The 16411-nt window shown below is 41.7% G+C and carries 19 protein-coding genes; 17 read left to right on the forward strand and 2 right to left on the reverse strand.

The window, feature by feature from the left end; translation table 11 throughout:
- Nucleotides 1–137: 137 nt before the first annotated feature.
- Complete coding sequence (locus tag K5Q29_RS09645; protein ID WP_221877120.1) at nucleotides 138–941, reverse strand: peptidylprolyl isomerase; 804 nt, start codon at nucleotides 939–941, stop codon at nucleotides 138–140.
- 143 nt (nucleotides 942–1084) lie between these two features.
- Between K5Q29_RS09645 and K5Q29_RS09650 the strand changes: the two genes are divergently transcribed.
- From K5Q29_RS09650 to K5Q29_RS09670, 5 genes are all read left to right on the forward strand, one after another.
- On the forward strand, nucleotides 1085–1438 hold the full coding sequence (locus tag K5Q29_RS09650; protein WP_221877121.1) for a DUF2500 domain-containing protein: 354 nt from the start codon (nucleotides 1085–1087) through the stop codon (nucleotides 1436–1438).
- Between the two features lie 84 nt (nucleotides 1439–1522).
- Nucleotides 1523–1900, forward strand: a complete 378-nt coding sequence (locus tag K5Q29_RS09655; RefSeq protein WP_205032684.1) for a VOC family protein — start codon at nucleotides 1523–1525, stop codon at nucleotides 1898–1900.
- The gene (locus K5Q29_RS09660) at nucleotides 1901–2440 is read left to right on the forward strand and encodes a hypothetical protein (RefSeq protein WP_205032685.1); all 540 of its coding nucleotides are present in this window, start codon (nucleotides 1901–1903) and stop codon (nucleotides 2438–2440) included. It abuts the gene before it with no gap.
- 85 nt (nucleotides 2441–2525) lie between these two features.
- On the forward strand, nucleotides 2526–4895 hold the full coding sequence (locus K5Q29_RS09665; protein WP_205032686.1) for a DNA translocase FtsK: 2370 nt from the start codon (nucleotides 2526–2528) through the stop codon (nucleotides 4893–4895).
- Nucleotides 4895–5281, forward strand: a complete 387-nt coding sequence (locus K5Q29_RS09670) for a VOC family protein (RefSeq protein WP_205032687.1) — start codon at nucleotides 4895–4897, stop codon at nucleotides 5279–5281. Before K5Q29_RS09665 ends, K5Q29_RS09670 begins: the two co-directional genes overlap by 1 nt.
- A 206-nt stretch (nucleotides 5282–5487) precedes the next feature.
- Here K5Q29_RS09670 and K5Q29_RS09675 read toward each other — a convergent pair whose 3' ends face one another.
- The gene (locus K5Q29_RS09675) at nucleotides 5488–5856 is read right to left on the reverse strand and encodes a DUF3397 domain-containing protein (RefSeq protein WP_004194874.1); all 369 of its coding nucleotides are present in this window, start codon (nucleotides 5854–5856) and stop codon (nucleotides 5488–5490) included.
- A gap of 154 nt (nucleotides 5857–6010) precedes the next feature.
- On the opposite strand from K5Q29_RS09675, the gene rplK reads away from it, so the two are divergent.
- The 12 genes from rplK (at nucleotide 6011) to K5Q29_RS09735 (ending at nucleotide 15766) form a co-directional block, all read left to right on the forward strand.
- Complete coding sequence (gene rplK / locus K5Q29_RS09680; protein ID WP_002935890.1) at nucleotides 6011–6436, forward strand: 50S ribosomal protein L11; 426 nt, start codon at nucleotides 6011–6013, stop codon at nucleotides 6434–6436.
- 40 nt (nucleotides 6437–6476) lie between these two features.
- Complete coding sequence (gene rplA / locus K5Q29_RS09685; protein ID WP_004194879.1) at nucleotides 6477–7166, forward strand: 50S ribosomal protein L1; 690 nt, start codon at nucleotides 6477–6479, stop codon at nucleotides 7164–7166.
- Between the two features lie 106 nt (nucleotides 7167–7272).
- Nucleotides 7273–7563, forward strand: a complete 291-nt coding sequence (locus tag K5Q29_RS09690; RefSeq protein ID WP_024385634.1) for a hypothetical protein — start codon at nucleotides 7273–7275, stop codon at nucleotides 7561–7563.
- 8 nt (nucleotides 7564–7571) lie between these two features.
- Nucleotides 7572–8360: a glutathione-dependent disulfide-bond oxidoreductase gene (gene yghU / locus K5Q29_RS09695; protein ID WP_105139719.1), complete on the forward strand. Its 789-nt coding sequence runs from the start codon at nucleotides 7572–7574 to the stop codon at nucleotides 8358–8360.
- A 254-nt stretch (nucleotides 8361–8614) separates the two neighbouring features.
- Complete coding sequence (locus K5Q29_RS09700; protein WP_044683815.1) at nucleotides 8615–10255, forward strand: polysaccharide biosynthesis protein; 1641 nt, start codon at nucleotides 8615–8617, stop codon at nucleotides 10253–10255.
- A 166-nt stretch (nucleotides 10256–10421) separates the two neighbouring features.
- Nucleotides 10422–11156 carry a UMP kinase gene (gene pyrH, locus K5Q29_RS09705; RefSeq protein WP_172699766.1) on the forward strand — a complete coding sequence of 245 codons (735 nt, stop codon included), beginning with the start codon at nucleotides 10422–10424 and terminating at the stop codon, nucleotides 11154–11156.
- A 349-nt stretch (nucleotides 11157–11505) separates the two neighbouring features.
- Complete coding sequence (gene frr, locus K5Q29_RS09710; protein ID WP_009910199.1) at nucleotides 11506–12063, forward strand: ribosome recycling factor; 558 nt, start codon at nucleotides 11506–11508, stop codon at nucleotides 12061–12063.
- A gap of 131 nt (nucleotides 12064–12194) precedes the next feature.
- Nucleotides 12195–13049, forward strand: a complete 855-nt coding sequence (cvfB, locus tag K5Q29_RS09715; protein ID WP_024384950.1) for an RNA-binding virulence regulatory protein CvfB — start codon at nucleotides 12195–12197, stop codon at nucleotides 13047–13049.
- 9 nt (nucleotides 13050–13058) lie between these two features.
- Nucleotides 13059–13979: a 2-dehydropantoate 2-reductase gene (locus K5Q29_RS09720; RefSeq protein ID WP_205032688.1), complete on the forward strand. Its 921-nt coding sequence runs from the start codon at nucleotides 13059–13061 to the stop codon at nucleotides 13977–13979.
- A 9-nt stretch (nucleotides 13980–13988) separates the two neighbouring features.
- Nucleotides 13989–14444 (forward strand): DUF1801 domain-containing protein, encoded by a 456-nt coding sequence (locus tag K5Q29_RS09725; protein WP_205032689.1) that lies wholly within the window; start codon nucleotides 13989–13991, stop codon nucleotides 14442–14444.
- Between the two features lie 5 nt (nucleotides 14445–14449).
- Nucleotides 14450–14665, forward strand: coding sequence for a YozE family protein (locus K5Q29_RS09730; protein ID WP_009910192.1), 216 nt, complete (start codon nucleotides 14450–14452; stop codon nucleotides 14663–14665).
- 78 nt (nucleotides 14666–14743) lie between these two features.
- Nucleotides 14744–15766 (forward strand): PhoH family protein, encoded by a 1023-nt coding sequence (locus K5Q29_RS09735; RefSeq protein ID WP_044678479.1) that lies wholly within the window; start codon nucleotides 14744–14746, stop codon nucleotides 15764–15766.
- The last annotated feature ends 645 nt before the right edge of the window (nucleotides 15767–16411 follow it).

Raw genomic sequence — 16411 nt, forward strand, 5'->3', positions numbered from 1 at the left:
TTGGCTAAGAAATTAGCCCAAAAGAGTAGAAACAGAAAGAAAAACACAGGCAGTTCAGCTGGATTTCATCAGAAGCAGCTCAATCTGTCTGTGTTTTTTATTTACTGGCTAGTTTTTGCCCAGCCTCAGCTTCATTTTTAAAAGGTGTAATCTTTCAGAATCTCAATAGACTCAATTTTTACATCTGTTTTAGGTTTATCGCTATCATCTGTTTCGACGGAAGCGATTTTATCTACGATGTCCATCCCTTCAATGACTTGACCAAATACGGTATGCTTGCCATCTAAGTTTGGGTTGCCTCCGTTTTTATAAGCATCGATGATTTTACCAGGATAGCTAGAACTAGAAAGTTGGCTAGACATGTCTGTTGTATTTTGATTGATGAAAAACTGACTTCCATTTGTTCCTGCACCAGCATTTGCCATAGAAAGTGAGCCACGAATGTTATAAAGGAAAGCTGAAATCTCGTCTTTAAAACCATTTCCAGCATCGATAGTAGTATCTTTTCCGGCCCAGATAGACTCTCCACCAGTACCATTTCCAAGAGGATCGCCACCTTGAATCATGAAATCCTTAATGACACGATGGAAGATTATTCCATTATAGTACCCTTCCTTGGCATGAGTCAGAAAGTTTTCCACAGTTAATGGAGCTTGCTCGGGGAAGAGTTTTATAGTGATGTCGCCTTCGGTTGTTTTTATTTTAACAGCAGCCTCATTTTCACCAATTTCATTGGAAAGTTGGGGGAATGTAGCTTTAGGATTGTTAATGGCGTATGCCAAATCTTTGGCATATTGGCTAGAAGCAGTTGTATCAGCTGTCGTAGTCGAGCTTGAACTAGAGCTAGATGCTGTAGAAGATGAGCTATTAGCTGTCGAGTTGTTTGTGCAGGCAGTTAGCAAGATGCTCGAAGCTAGAGCAAGAGCTAGTATTTTTTTCATTGAAAATCCTTTCTTGTCTTGTTCAAAATTATGCTCATTCTACCATGAAATATGGATTTTTTCAATTTTTATCTAGTATAAAAAGCGCATCCAATTCAACAATATGATATACTATATTTACAAATGTGAAAAGGAGAATAATGATGTTTGAGAACTTGTTTGCCCCAGATGGAAGCCTAGTATGGCATATGGCCCTTTTCTACAGTTTTTCCGCGATTATATTAGCGACGGTTTGTTTCCATATTATTAAAAATTTTATGGAATGGCACCATAACAATCAGGCCCCAAAAGAATCCTACAGGGCCAAGCTTGTCTCAAAGCGAACTCATGTTTTTGGTAACGAAGTAGCACGAACCAATTATTATGTAACGTTTGAATGGGAGGGAAGACGGCAGGAGTTCCGTGTACGCTCAGACGAGTATGCCCTCTTGGCAGAGGGAGATGTAGGCAGCCTGCATTTTCAGGGGACTCGCTTCCTAGGTTTTGAACGGCTCTAAGAGTCGTTTTTCTTTTGAAAATATCCCTACCTAGTGTATAATGGTCTGAACAGATGTTCGTACAACACAAAAGAGGTATTTAAAATGATTCAATCAATCGGACAGGTTATGCTGTATGTCAATAATCCTGAAGCAGCTGCAAAATTCTGGAATGAAAAAGTTGGCTTTGAGCGTGTAGAACGCCAAGAACAAGGTCCGCAAGTTTCTTATGTTATCGCGCCAAAAGTAGATAGCGATGTTCAATTTGTTCTTCATGATAAGGCAGCAGTTGCTGAAATGCATCCAGAGATGTTTCTTGGTATTCCATCCATCTTGATGGCATCTGCAGATGTTGAAAAAACCTACCAAGAATTTATCGAGCGCGGTGTCAATGCCAACCCAGTTGCTGATCTTGGATTTATGAAAACTTTCAACTTTAGCGACGAAGAAGGCAACTATTACGCAGTACAAGAGGTAAAATAAATGTCAATTCAGAATCGTATTGAAGAAATGTATAAAGACCATGAGGTCAAGCCCTATATTTCCCCTGAACGTGACCTGGCGGCCTGGCTTTTGGAGGCAAAGCCCGTTCCAAAACGCAATATGATTCGGCTAGAAGATGGTCTGCTGGCAGGGGACATTATCCTCCTCTGGCGTGTCAATTTTGGTACCTTTACAACTACGACGCCCTATTCCAAGTATTTTGAGTACATCTACGGCATCAATGGCCCTGCCCACATGGAAAAGTTGTTGGCGGAAGGCTATGTTTATTTAGAGTCAGCCTTTGATTCGCTGGACCACATCACCTCCACTGCCAAGAAGAATATCCTCAAGGCAGAAGGCGTGACCGGTCTTTCCAAGATGAAGGCGGCCGACCTCGACACTGCCCTCAAGGACCACTTGACAGAAGAAAAACTAGCTCCCTACTTTGCTGTCCGTGGCTATGCCCTGACGGAAAAAGGCAGAGCTGCTCTGGATAATCACCCAGAAGTCATTGATAAACACCCAAAGAAGAAAATGTAGACTGGCAAGGCTGGTCTATTTTTTCTCCCATGAAAATTCTTCCCAATTATGATAAAATAAAGAGATTGAGAAAGTTGAGGTATCTATGAGAAAGACAAGTAAAAAAGGAAAGGCTACGAGGCGACCAACCAAGGCAGAATTAGCACAGCAAGAACGTGTTAAAAATATTACCCTTCGAGTATTGGGGCTTTTATTCATTGCCTTTGCAGCCAGTCGCCTAGGTGTGTTTGGAGTGACCAGCTACAATATTTTCCGGCTATTATTTGGTAGTCTGGCCTATCTATTATTGGCAGGTACATTTATCTACCTTCTTATTCCCAAAGTCTTACGCGAAAGAGAAGGGACCATATCGGGCTTCTGGCTGATTGTTATCGGGTTATTAATTGAATTTCAGGCTTATTTAGACTGGACCTATCAAGGGAGTGACCTATTCGGTCATACTCTAAAATTGGCCTTGTCAGACCTAGCTAAGTTTCAGGTAACAGCATTTCTAGGCGGAGGGATGATTGGAAGTATCTTCTATCTGCCAGTCTCCTTCCTCTTTGCAAATGTCGGTTCTTTCTTCATCGGTCTTCTAGTGATAGCATTTGGTATCTTTTTTGTAAGCCCATGGTCTGTTTATGATGTTGCCGATGGCTTGGCGGTTGCCAAAGATAAATTGGCGGAGACGCAGGTAAAAAGAGCAGAGCTTCGAACACAGAAGAAAGCAGAACGAGAAGAAAAACGTCAGCAAGAATTAGCTCGTCTAGAAGAGGAACGCCTTCGTCTAGAGGAAGAGGAAGAGTCAGCTCGGGCTTTGGCACTGGTAGATAGACATGTCGATTTAGAAACGGGTGAAATCCTAGAAGGAGAGCCTGTTCAAGTACCGATTATTTCAGAATATGACCACTTAGACATAGAAGATGAATTTCCTATTATGTTGGCAGAAGATGACCAACCAGCACAATCAAACTCGGCAAGCCAGGATTCTGAACCAAATGAGTTTGAGAAGGACGAGACAGATGTGCAGATTGATTTCAAGCCTAAGCAGAGACTAGCATATAAACTTCCGTCCATAGACTTATTTGCTCCTATAAAAGCTAAGAGTCAGTCCAATGAAAAACGGATTGTTCGCCAGAATATTAAAGTTTTAGAAGACACCTTTGCCAGTTTTGGAATCAAGGTGGTGGTTGAGCGTGCTGAGATTGGACCATCGGTAACCAAGTATGAAGTCAAACCAGCAGTCGGCGTCCGAGTCAATCGGATTTCTAACCTAGCTGATGACTTGGCTCTAGCTCTTGCGGCTAAAGATGTCCGTATTGAAGCTCCTATCCCAGGAAAATCTCTGGTCGGTATTGAAGTTCCAAACTCCGAAGTGGCTACAGTACCTTTCCGTGAGCTCTGGGAACAATCTAAAACAGACCCAGACAAGCTTCTGGAAATTCCTCTCGGTAAGGCTGTCAATGGCTCCGTCCGTTCCTTTAACCTAGCACGTATGCCCCATCTATTGGTGGCTGGTTCAACTGGTTCAGGGAAGTCTGTTGCTGTCAACGGTATCATCTCTTCAATTCTCATGAAAGCTGGTCCAGACCAAGTTAAGTTCATGATGATTGACCCCAAAATGGTCGAATTATCGGTCTATAATGATATTCCCCACCTATTGATTCCCGTTGTGACCAACCCGCGCAAGGCTGCTCGAGCTCTTCAAAAAGTAGTGGATGAAATGGAGAAACGCTATGAGTTGTTTAGCCAAATTGGTGTCCGAAACTTAGAAGGTTATAATGCGAAGGTCGAAGAATTTAATAGCCGTTCAGAAGAAAAACAGATTCCACTTCCTCTCATTGTGGTCATCGTAGATGAGTTGGCAGACTTGATGATGGTAGCCAGCAAGGAAGTGGAAGATGCCATTATTCGCTTGGGACAGAAGGCTCGTGCAGCAGGCATCCACATGATTCTTGCTACCCAGCGACCATCTGTTGATGTTATTTCAGGCTTGATTAAAGCCAATGTACCATCTCGTATCGCCTTTGCCGTATCAAGCGGTACAGACAGTCGGACGATTCTAGATGAAAATGGTGCTGAAAAACTCTTGGGCCGCGGTGACATGCTCTTTAAACCGATTGATGAAAACCATCCAGTCCGCTTGCAAGGTTCCTTTATATCCGATGATGATGTAGAAGCAATAGTTGGCTTTATCAAGGATCAGGCAGATGCAGATTATGATGAATCCTTTGATCCTGGTGAAGTGGCAGAAGGTGATGGCGATGCAGGTTTTGGTGATGCTGGAGGAGATCCACTTTTCAACGAAGCACGTGCCTTGGTAGTTGAAACACAAAAAGCCAGCGCCTCTATGATTCAACGACGCTTGTCTGTTGGTTTTAACAGAGCAACACGCCTCATGGAAGAGCTAGAAGCAGCGGGGGTTATTGGTCCAGCTGAAGGAACAAAACCTAGAAAGGTATTGGAAACACAATAATGAAATTTGATGCAGTTCATCATATTGCAATTATCGGTAGTGACTATGACAAAACAAGAGAATTTTATGTTGAAAAACTAGGCTTTGAACAGGTGGATGAACATATTCGCCCAGAAAAAAATGATATTCTCTTCAATGTTAAAAAAGGAAATCTGGTCTTGGAAATCTTCATCAAACCAGATGCACCAATGCGTCCGGCCATGCCCAATCCTGAACATACAGGTCTACGCCATCTAGCCTTCCAGGTTGCAGATGTGGAAGCCTGTCTGGAAGAGTTTGACCGTCTGGGCATCCGACATGAAGTCCTGCGAACAGATGATTTTGATGGTAAAAAAATGGCCTTCTTCTTTGATCCAGATGGCCTCCCTCTAGAAATTCATGAATAAGTCCATCTTTTCATGCCCAGAGAGGCCTTTCAATATGACAACTAATTAATACTCTTAGAAAATCAAAATCATACGCTGTTGACTTGATTTGATGAAGGTCAGTTCTATCTACATCTATGTCGCCTTGTCTGATTTAGTATAAAAAAGAATCCCCACTGCGCCTGCAATGGGGATTTATTATGCCATCTATGAAAGGATGGATGATTTTAGGATTTTAAAGTGAAGACCGCAATAACTAAAGCTAGGTACATCAAAAAGGTCAAGATAAAACTAGCTCGCCAGAAAACCTTGAAGAAACGGCGATATAAAAAATTCTTTTTCTTTAAAAGGAAGAAACCGCAAAGACCAATCGCTAGTAGTGAGAGGGCTAGGACAAGCTGAGGCAGTAGACTGTTATAGTAGGCCTTGTCCGAAATCAGATAAAATTCAATTGCATAGAGAGGAAAGGCAATGTCTGCAAAGTTCCATCCTCGGTTTTGCAACCTAAAAAACTTGACAGCAATTATCGAAATGGCCAAGGTTAGAAAGATAAATAGAAAGGCTACTATTTTTAAAAATATAATAGATTCAAACATACATTCATTCTATAAAAAATGTGAAAAAAAGTAAACCTAAAGCTTGCATTTCTTTGAAATTCGTGTATAATGAAAAGGTATGTGTAAAACACATATTTGTGGGAGGTAAAAATCTTTAATTACCGCCAAAACCACAATAGGAGGATTTTATATCATGGCTAAAAAAGTCGAAAAACTCGTAAAACTTCAAATTCCTGCAGGTAAAGCTACTCCAGCTCCACCAGTCGGACCAGCACTTGGTCAAGCAGGTATCAACATCATGGGATTCACAAAAGAGTTTAACGCTCGTACAGCTGACCAAGCTGGCATGATCATCCCAGTAGTTATCTCTGTGTATGAAGATAAATCATTCACTTTCATCACTAAAACACCACCAGCTGCTGTTCTTTTGAAAAAAGCTGCAGGTGTTGAAAAAGGTTCAGGTACACCAAACAAAACTAAAGTTGCAACAGTTACTCGTGCACAAGTACAAGAAATTGCTGAAACTAAAATGCCTGACTTGAACGCTGCATCTCTTGAAGCTGCAATGCGTATGATCGAAGGTACTGCTCGTTCTATGGGATTCACTGTTACTGACTAAGTAGCACCCAAGATTATCTGATTACAAGGAGACATATAACATGGCTAAAAAAAGCAAAAACTTGCGTGCTGCTCTTGAAAAAATCGACAGCACAAAACTTTACAGCGTAGAAGAAGCTGTTGCTCTTGCAAAAGAAACTAACTTCGCTAAATTTGATGCGTCAGTTGAAGTTGCTTACAACTTGAACATCGACGTACGTAAAGCTGATCAACAAATCCGTGGTGCAATGGTATTGCCAAACGGTACTGGTAAAACTTCACGCGTTCTTGTTTTCGCACGTGGTGCTAAAGCAGAAGAAGCAAAAGCTGCTGGTGCAGACTTTGTTGGTGAAGATGACCTCGTTGCTAAAATCAACGGTGGTTGGTTGGACTTCGACGTTGTTATCGCAACTCCAGATATGATGGCAGTTGTTGGACGTCTTGGTCGTGTACTTGGTCCACGTAACTTGATGCCAAACCCTAAAACTGGTACAGTAACTATGGATGTTGCTAAAGCAGTTGAAGAGTCTAAAGGTGGTAAAATCACTTACCGTGCTGACAAAGCAGGTATCGTACAAGCTCTTATCGGTAAAGTATCATTTGACGCTGACAAACTCGTTGAAAACTTCAAAGCTTTCCACGATGTAATGGCTAAAGCTAAACCAGCTACAGCTAAAGGTACTTACATGACTTCAGTATCAATTACAACAACACAAGGTGTTGGTATCAAAGTTGATCCTAACTCACTTTAATCAGTAGAAAGATTGTCTTAGGGCAATCTTTTTTTCTTGAGATTTTCTTGACAAGCACTTAATTTCGATTTATACTATATTCAATTTACATAAAAGGAGTTATCCGATGAAAGTAGCAGAGAAAGAAGAGCTTTATAAATACCTTTCTGCAGCCTACAACCTTCCGCAGGAAGCATTTTCAGAAGCCCTGCGTGAAAAAATATTGGAGGTAGCAGGTCAGCTGGACAAGGAGGAAAATCTCTATATACTGGCAGGACACTTAAGTCGCTTTATCAATGCAGAGTTAACAGCTCTGACTTGCCGATCGCCTAAGGAATTGGTGCAACTAGCCCATTACCTTCAAGAGGTTCAAAACCATTATCGCTATGCTAGTCTTTTTCCAGGAAAGGTAAAATAGGAGAAAACATGACAGAATATACAAAACCACTCGTTTGGAAGTGGGAAGATGAAAATGACAACCGATCTGGCAACCGTCCAACAGCGGGCAGTCGCTTTGAGCAAGACCTACCAAAGGGAGAGAAGCCTTTCCAAGTCTATTCATTGGGGACGCCGAATGGCATTAAGATTGCTATTATGTTGGAGGAGTTGAAAGAGTTAGGTATTTCGGAAGCTGATTATGACCTCTTTCTCATCAATATCGATCAAGGAGACCAATTTGGCTCCGATTTTGTTGCCATCAACCCCAACTCCAAAATACCAGCTATGGTAGATTATTCCGAGCAAGAACCGATTTCGGTCTTTGAATCAGCCAATATTCTCCTCTACTTGGCAGAAAAGTTTGACGCCTTCCTACCAAAAGCTTGGGCAGAACGGACAGAGGTTCTTAATTGGCTCTTCTGGCAAACTGGCGCCGCTCCATTTGTTGGTGGAGGATTTGGACATTTCTTCCATTACGCTCCGACAGCGCAAGAATATCCGATTAATCGCTATACAATGGAAACTAAGCGTCAGCTGGATCTTTTAGATCAACTATTGATGACAAGAGAATATGTAGCTGGAAATACCTATACCATCGCAGATATTGCTATCTGGTCTTGGTATGGTCGCTTGGTTCAAGGGGAACTATATCCAGGTTCGGCAGAATTTTTAGATGTTGATTCTTACAAGCATCTAAAGACCTGGGTAGAGAAAATAGCCCAACGCCCAGCTGTACAACGAGGGTTGACAGTGAAATATCATTCAATTGATAATTAATTGACTTGCCCACCTTATGGGTGGGTTTTTCTTTTACTTTGGTATGATAAAAGTTTATAATGAAAGAGTTAGACTTTGTGAAAATCCAAAAATAGAAATTAATAATTGATACTCAATGAAAATCAGAATTAGACTAGGCGACGTAGATGCAGATAGAACTGAAGTTCATCAAATCAAGTCAACAACGTCTGATTTTGATTTTCGAAGAGTATGAGTTTTTCCTGTCTTATATTTACATAGAAAGTAATAGAAAAATGTCCGAAAAAGTTGAAATGCAGCAGTCCAAAGAACAGGCGACAATGGCCAGAGGCTTGGCTTGGTTGACTGCTGGAAATATTCTTAGTCGCCTGCTTGGTGTTGCCTATGTTATTCCCTGGTATATTTGGTTAGGGGAGTATCGAGCTGAAGCCAATGCCCTCTTTAGTATGGGGTATCAAATCTATGCCAACTTCTTATTGATTTCAACAGCTGGTCTTCCGACAGCTATTGCCAAACAAGTAGCTAAATACAATGTCTTGGGTAAAGAAGAGGTATCGCTCTACTTGGTCAGAGAATTCTTCAAGCTCATGTTGGTCTTTGGAGCTGTCTTTGCAGGGGTCATGTATCTAAGTGCTCCGTGGTTGGCAGACGCATCGGGGTCGAAGGAAAAGTTACTTCCAGTCATGTATAGTCTAGTCCCGCCTCTCTTTATCTTCCCAGCCATGAGTATCTTGCGTGGTTTTTTCCAAGGTCGGCACGATATGAAGCCCTATGCGATCAGCCAGCTTGCAGAGCAGCTGGTACGGGTTATCTGGATACTGGCAGCAACATTTATGATTATGAAGTTGGGTAGCGGTGACTATCTTGAAGCAGTTGTCCAATCTACCTTTGCAGCTTTTGTCGGGATGATTGCTAGTGTTGGGATTTTAGTTTATACTTTATGGAAGCAAGGTTACCTTGGTAAGTTGCTTCATGCTAAGAAACAAAAGATTTCTTTGGATACAGGTCAACTTATTAAGGAAACTGTTCGAGATGCGATTCCAATTATCATTTTAGGTCTAACGATTCAATTATTGCAGTTTATTGACCAAGTTACATTTATTCGTGTTATGGAAAGAATTACGAATTACAGTAATTCGGAACTTTTGGAACTTTATTCGTATATGGCTGCCAATCCAAGTAAGATTACGATGATGATTATCGGGATTTCACTGAGTCTGGGAAGTGTTGCTATTCCATTGATTACAGAGAAATTTGTCAAGAAAGATTTGAAGGCGGCGTCTCATTTAGTGGCGGATAATCTACAATTACTCTTTATATTCACTATACCGGCAATTGTTGGAACAGTCCTGTTAGCTGGGCCACTTTATACGATTTTTTACGGACCGTCAGAGCCTATCGCCATTACTCTATTCATTTGGAACTTATTTTTAATTTTACCTCTGGGACTATATTCTGTCATTAGTGTAGTCATTCAAGCGATATTTGAAAATAGAAGAGCGATTTATTATTTCTTGATTGGGATGCTAGTGAAAATCGTTTTACAAGTACCAATGATCTATGTCTTTAAGGTATATGGTAGCTTTATCTCAACGATATTTGGGTTGGGAATTATGCTGTACCTCTTCTATAGACGAATTGATAAGGTTCTGCATATTGATGAAAGACTAGTGATAAAAGATATTGCGACCATTAGTTGGATTTCTATCGTAATGGGACTCGTTGTATGGGGGATTGAATTTGTCCTGAATCTTATCCTTCCAGCAAATGGCTATGTATCTAGCTTTATCCACTTGGCTGTTGCAGGTGGAGCAGGTATGCTTGTTTTTGTCATCTTGACATTGAAGACTCGTCAGCTGGATCGTTTAATTGGAAGTCGGGCTCAGAGCTTACGGAGGAAATTGCGCCTAGGCTAGTTTCTTTTAAAAATCTCTATTTTCTACTATTGAAAAGCCGGGAAAAAGAGGCGTTTTAGAATGTGAGAAGGAAAGTTCGTTGAGGATTTTCCTTTTTTCTTGGAGATTTCAGTATAAAAAAAACGGTTTTTGTGGTAGAATAGTAGGGATAAAAAAGAGGAGAGAGATGATGAAACCTAAATACGAACGTATTCTAATCAAACTATCTGGTGAGGCCTTGGCTGGTGAACGTGGTGTCGGTATTGACCTTAAAACTGTTCAGGAAATGGCAAAGGAAATTCAGGAAGTCGCAGAATCAGGTATTCAGATTGCCCTTGTTATTGGTGGTGGTAACCTTTGGCGTGGAGAACCTGCTGCTGAAGCGGGTATGGATCGAGTTCAAGCAGACTATACAGGCATGTTGGGGACTGTTATGAATGCTCTTGTAATGGCTGATTCCCTTAAACAGCTTGATGTGGATACACGTGTGCAGACAGCGATTGCGATGCAGTCAGTTGCAGAGCCTTATATTCGTGGTCGTGCCCTTCGTCATCTTGAAAAAGGTCGCATTGTTATTTTTGGAGCTGGTATTGGTTCTCCGTACTTCTCAACGGATACGACAGCGGCTCTTCGTGCTGCAGAAATTGAAGCGGATGCGATTTTGATGGCTAAAAATGGTGTGGATGGCGTCTACAATGCTGATCCGAAGAAAGATGCTAATGCAGTTAAATTCAATGAATTGACCCACCGTGAAGTGATTAGTCGTGGTTTGAAAATCATGGATGCGACGGCATCAACTCTCTCAATGGACAATGATATTGATTTGGTCGTGTTCAATATGAATGAACCAGGAAATATTAAACGAGTTGTCTTCGGTGAGCCAATCGGTACTACCGTTTCAAATTCTTCAGAAGAAAAATAAATCATATCGTCATTTAATTTTTCTTTTATGTACTTCGACGATCGAGGAAATATTGTTTCCTTATTTCCAACTTCAAACGGGAGTGGGAAAGAACTCGACCAAGATAAAAAGAGTTCGTCTTCCCACCCCCGCACAGTTGATTAGGCCAGATTTGGAGTACAAAACACGAACAAATCTGCCAATCAACCACTGCGCTGAGATGTTGACACGAACTCTGAGTAGTGGTCCTGGGCTTTTTGCCCAGCCTCATTTGAACTCGCCTTGCCTAACTTCAGTTATGCCTGTGGCTCGTTGCCTAGTACTAAAAGTAAACTAAAAGACTGTAAAAAAATACAAAGAAGGAAGTCTTATGTCTAAAGAAATTATTGCTAAAGCGCAAGAGCGCATGAATCAATCTCATCAGAGTTTGGCACGTGAATTCAGCCACATTCGTGCTGGCCGTGCCAATGCTAGTTTGTTGGACCGTATTTCAGTTGAGTACTACGGTTCTCCAACGCCATTGAACCAGTTGGCTGGTATTACAGTGCCAGAAGCGCGTGTTCTTTTGATTACTCCGTTTGATAAGTCAATATTAAAAGATATTGAGCGTGCTTTGAACGCATCTGACCTTGGTTTGACACCACAATCTGACGGTACTGTTATCCGTTTGGTTATTCCTGCCCTTACAGAGGAAACTCGTAAGAACTTGGCGAAGGATGTGAAAAAAGTCGGTGAAAATTCAAAAGTTGCCATCCGTAATATCCGTCGTGATGCCATGGATGAAGCTAAAAAAGCTGAAAAAGCAAAAGAAATCACAGAAGACGAGTTGAAGACGCTTGAAAAAGATATTCAAAAAGTAACAGATGATGCTATCAAGACAATTGATAAAATGACTGCCGACAAAGAAAAAGAATTGTTGGAAGTTTAATCAACACGTTTTTAGACTACAAAAATAGATCATCACTGGGCTGTCTAACTTCCAGTGGTGAACCAATAAGAAATCTAATGGGGGGAGTTAGACAAGACTTCCCCCACTTTTTAATCAGAAAGAAGAAAATCATGAATGATTTATTAGCACAGTATATCGTTGGTTTAGTGACTGACGAAAACGATCAGTTTTACTTTGTCCAAAAAGAGGGGAGAACCTTTGCTCTTTCTAAGGATGAAGGAGAACATAGTCTAGGTCAATCTGTTAAGGGATTTGCCTATACCGATATGAAACAAAAACTCCGTTTGACAACTAAGGAAGTTGGGGCGAGTCGTACCAGCTTTGGTTGGGGAACTGTTACAGAGGTACGTAAGGATTTGGGTGTCTTTGTGGATACAGGTCTGCCAGACAAGCAAGTGGTTGTTTCCTTGGACATTTTGCCTGAAATCAAGGAACTCTGGCCGAAAAAAGGGGATCAGTTGTACGTCAAATTAGACGTCGATAAGAAGGACCGCATTTGGGCTCTGCCAGCTTTTCAGGAAGATTTTCAGAAAATGGCTGGACCTGCTTATGACAATATGCAAAACCAAAATCTGCGAGCGATTGTCTATCGTTTGAAAATGAATGGTACTTTTGTTTATTTGCCAGACAACAACATGCTTGGTTTTATCCACCCAAGTGAACGATTTGCGGAACCACGTCTGGGTCAGGTTTTGGAGGCGCGTGTCATCGGCTACCGTGCAGTTGATCGGACCTTGAACTTGTCTCTCAAGCCACGTTCATTTGAGATGCTGGAAAATGATGCCCAGATGATATTGACTTATCTGGAAAGCAATGGAGGCTTCATGACCTTGAACGATAAGTCTGCTCCGGAAGATATCAAGGCCACCTTTGGTATTTCCAAAGGGCAATTCAAAAAAGCTCTTGGAGGTCTGATGAAGGCTGGAAAAATTAAACAGGATTCTTTGGGAACAGAGTTGGTGTAGGGGGCGTCTATGCTAGTATATATTGCTGGTAGTGGGGCAATGGGGTGTCGTTTTGGTTATCAATTGTCTAAGACAAATCATGAAGTGATTTTGTTGGATAATTGGGAAGAGCATATCGAAGCGATTCGAGAAAACGGCTTGAAAGTGACTGGAGATGTAAAGGAAACTGTACACTTACCTATCATGAAACCGACCGAAGCAACGAGAGAAGCAGATTTTATCATTCTATTGACAAAGGCTAATCAGTTGCCAAAGATGTTGCGGGATATTAAGCCGATAATCGGTCCAACTACTAAGGTTTTGAGTCTCTTGAATGGTTTGGGGCATGCGACGACCATGCGTCGGTACGTGCCAGATGAAAGTATCATGGTTGGGGTGACTATGTGGTTGGCGGGACTTAAGGGTCCTGGACAAGCTCACTTAGAAGGTCCGGGTTCTATCTCCGTTCAACATATTCTTGGTAATGAGCAATCAGTTGCGGATATTATTGAAATGCTGAATGAAGCTGGGCTAAATGTGACCTATGACAATCATGTTGTCAGTGCTATTTGGCAGAAAGCCTGTGTCAATGGTGTGATGAATCCAACTTGTACCATTTTGGACTGTACAATTGGTGAATTATTCGGTACGGAGGCTGGACTGAATCTAGTACAGGGGATTTTCAAAGAATTTATTGCTGTTGCTAAGTCTGAGGCAGATGGAATTGACGAAGAAGCTATTTGGAAATATGTGATTGATGCTTCGAAGAAGGCTTCCAATCACTATCCATCTATGCACCAGGATTTGGTCCAACATGGTCGAAAGACAGAAATTGATTATCTGAATGGAGCAGTTGTATTCAAAGGCAAGCGAGCAGGCATCCCTACGCCATACTGTCAGATGATAACAGACATGGTTCACGCCAAGGAAAGCATGCTGGGGTTGAGATAGGAGAAAGTCATGCTGATTGAAGTGGAAACGATTGAAGAATATATGGCTGCCTTGCCTGAGAATCGGAAGGAAGCGGTTGAACGGCTCCATCAAGTGATTGTGGAACAGTTACCAGCTGGTTTTGAAGTAGGCATCTTGGGAGGTATGATTAACTATTATGTGCCGCTTAATGCCTACCCTGATGGTTATCATTGCACACCGGGAGAGCCCCTGCCTTTCCTTGCCTTGGCATCACAAAAGGCACACATCGCCCTCTACCACATGGGAATCTATATGGACCAAGAATTGAATGATTGGTTCGTTGCTGCTTATCAAGCACAGGTGCCTACCAAACTGGATATGGGCAAGTCCTGTGTTCGTATGAAAAATCCCAAGAATATTCCTTATGAATTGATAGGGGAATTGGTTAGTAAGATGTCTATGGAGCGCTATATAGAGCTCTACGAAAAAAATCATAGAAAGTAGATGTAGTGAGAAGAAGTTTTTATTCTTGGTTGATGACCCAGCGCAACCCGAAAAGTAATGAACCAGTAGCTATCTTGGCAGATTATGCCTTTGATGAATCTGATTTTCCTAAGCAATCAGATAATTTCGATGAAGTCAGTCGTTTTTTGGAGGAATCGGCCAGCTTTGCTTTTTCCATGTCTGATTTTGATGCGATTTGGGAAGATTATTTGGGACATTGATGGATAAAATAGTACAAAATAGCCTTGTTTGGGCTATTTTTGTTATAATAGAGAAAAGCACAGGAAAAGGAGCAACTCTTGCTAGAACATTCAATTGATATTCAACTCAAGCATCCAGATGATTCGTTTAGCCTATTTGGTTCGAATGAACGCCATCTGAGATTGATGGAACAGGAACTAGGTGTGGTTATTCATGCCCGTACGGAAAAAGTGCAGGTGATTGGACAGGAAGAACATGTAGAACAGGCACGTCTTGTTATCCAGTCTCTCCTTGTCTTGGTGAGTCGTGGTTTGGTTATCAATACGCCAGACGTGGTCACAGCTATTTCCATGGCAAAAAATGATGAGATTGAGAAATTCGTTGCCCTCTATGAAGAAGAGATTATCAAGGACAACTATGGCAAACCCATTCGCGTGAAGACCCTTGGTCAAAAACTCTATGTGGACAGCGTAAAGCGTCATGACATCGTGTTTGGAATCGGTCCTGCTGGTACAGGTAAGACCTTCTTGGCGGTTACTCTAGCTGTCACAGCCCTCAAGCGGGGACAGGTCAAGCGCATTGTCCTGACACGTCCTGCGGTCGAGGCAGGCGAAAGTTTAGGCTTTTTGCCAGGGGATTTGAAAGAAAAAGTAGATCCCTATTTGCGCCCTGTCTATGATGCCCTCTACCAGATTTTGGGCAAGGAGCAGACCACGCGCCTAATGGAGCGGGAAATCATCGAGATTGCACCGCTGGCCTATATGCGTGGTCGGACCTTGGAAGATGCTTTTGTCATCTTGGATGAGGCACAGAACACCACCATTATGCAGATGAAGATGTTCCTAACCCGTCTGGGCTTTAATTCCAAGATGATTGTCAATGGGGATATTAGCCAGATTGACCTGCCGCGCAAGGTTAAGTCAGGTTTGATTGATGCGACGGAGAAGCTGAGCAAAATACCGCAGATTGATTTCGTGCATTTTTCAGCCAAGGATGTGGTTCGTCATCCAGTTGTTGCCCAGATTATCAATGCCTATGAAGAGGAGGCTCTGGCAGCTGATAGTCGAGCAAGTTTTGAAACGATTGGGGAGCCTAGTCGGAAATACAATGGTGAGGAGTAGTTGTTTCATTGGCTGATATATAAAAGAATTGTGATGCTAGTTACATTTGATATACAATAAACAGTTCAAATGGACGATACTGTAAGTGACGAAACAAATAGGAGCTTAGTCCAAATGAGCGACTTACAGCATATCGTAAAATCACATCGTACAGCAAATATCAACTATTTGTCACAAGTTATACCAAGCCTATTGCCCGACTCCCTTAAAGCATTGTCACAACGTTGCTTTGTCAACGGTATCAGATAAATCTATTAAAATATTGCTAGTACTTCAAGTTGGATTAGAGATTAAATCTCAACGCCATTTTCGAACCAGCCCTCATTATAGCGGATAGAGGTCATAAAACCTATAACTTTATGGATTGTTACCAATAAAAAGGCTGGTTCTATCTGATTCGGATTCGAGATGGGAAAAGCAGCATGAAACCGAGTTTTACTCCCTTTCTTTTCGCATGTTCGGCACCGATAAGTATGAAACCCTCGTGGCCAATTGTGATAAACCTGTAGACTATATAAAAACATACTAAGATTAGTAGTGAGGAAATCTCCGACGGGAGAAAGTACTCACTACTTTTTCTTTATGTTAAAGTAGAGGTGTCTTGTTAAGTCGAGGGTGCTTTTGACGCTAGACGTCGCAATAAAA

This window comes from Streptococcus sp. 2018037 (assembly GCF_019754195.1).
Classification (GTDB): Bacteria; Bacillota; Bacilli; order Lactobacillales; family Streptococcaceae; genus Streptococcus; species Streptococcus hashimotonensis.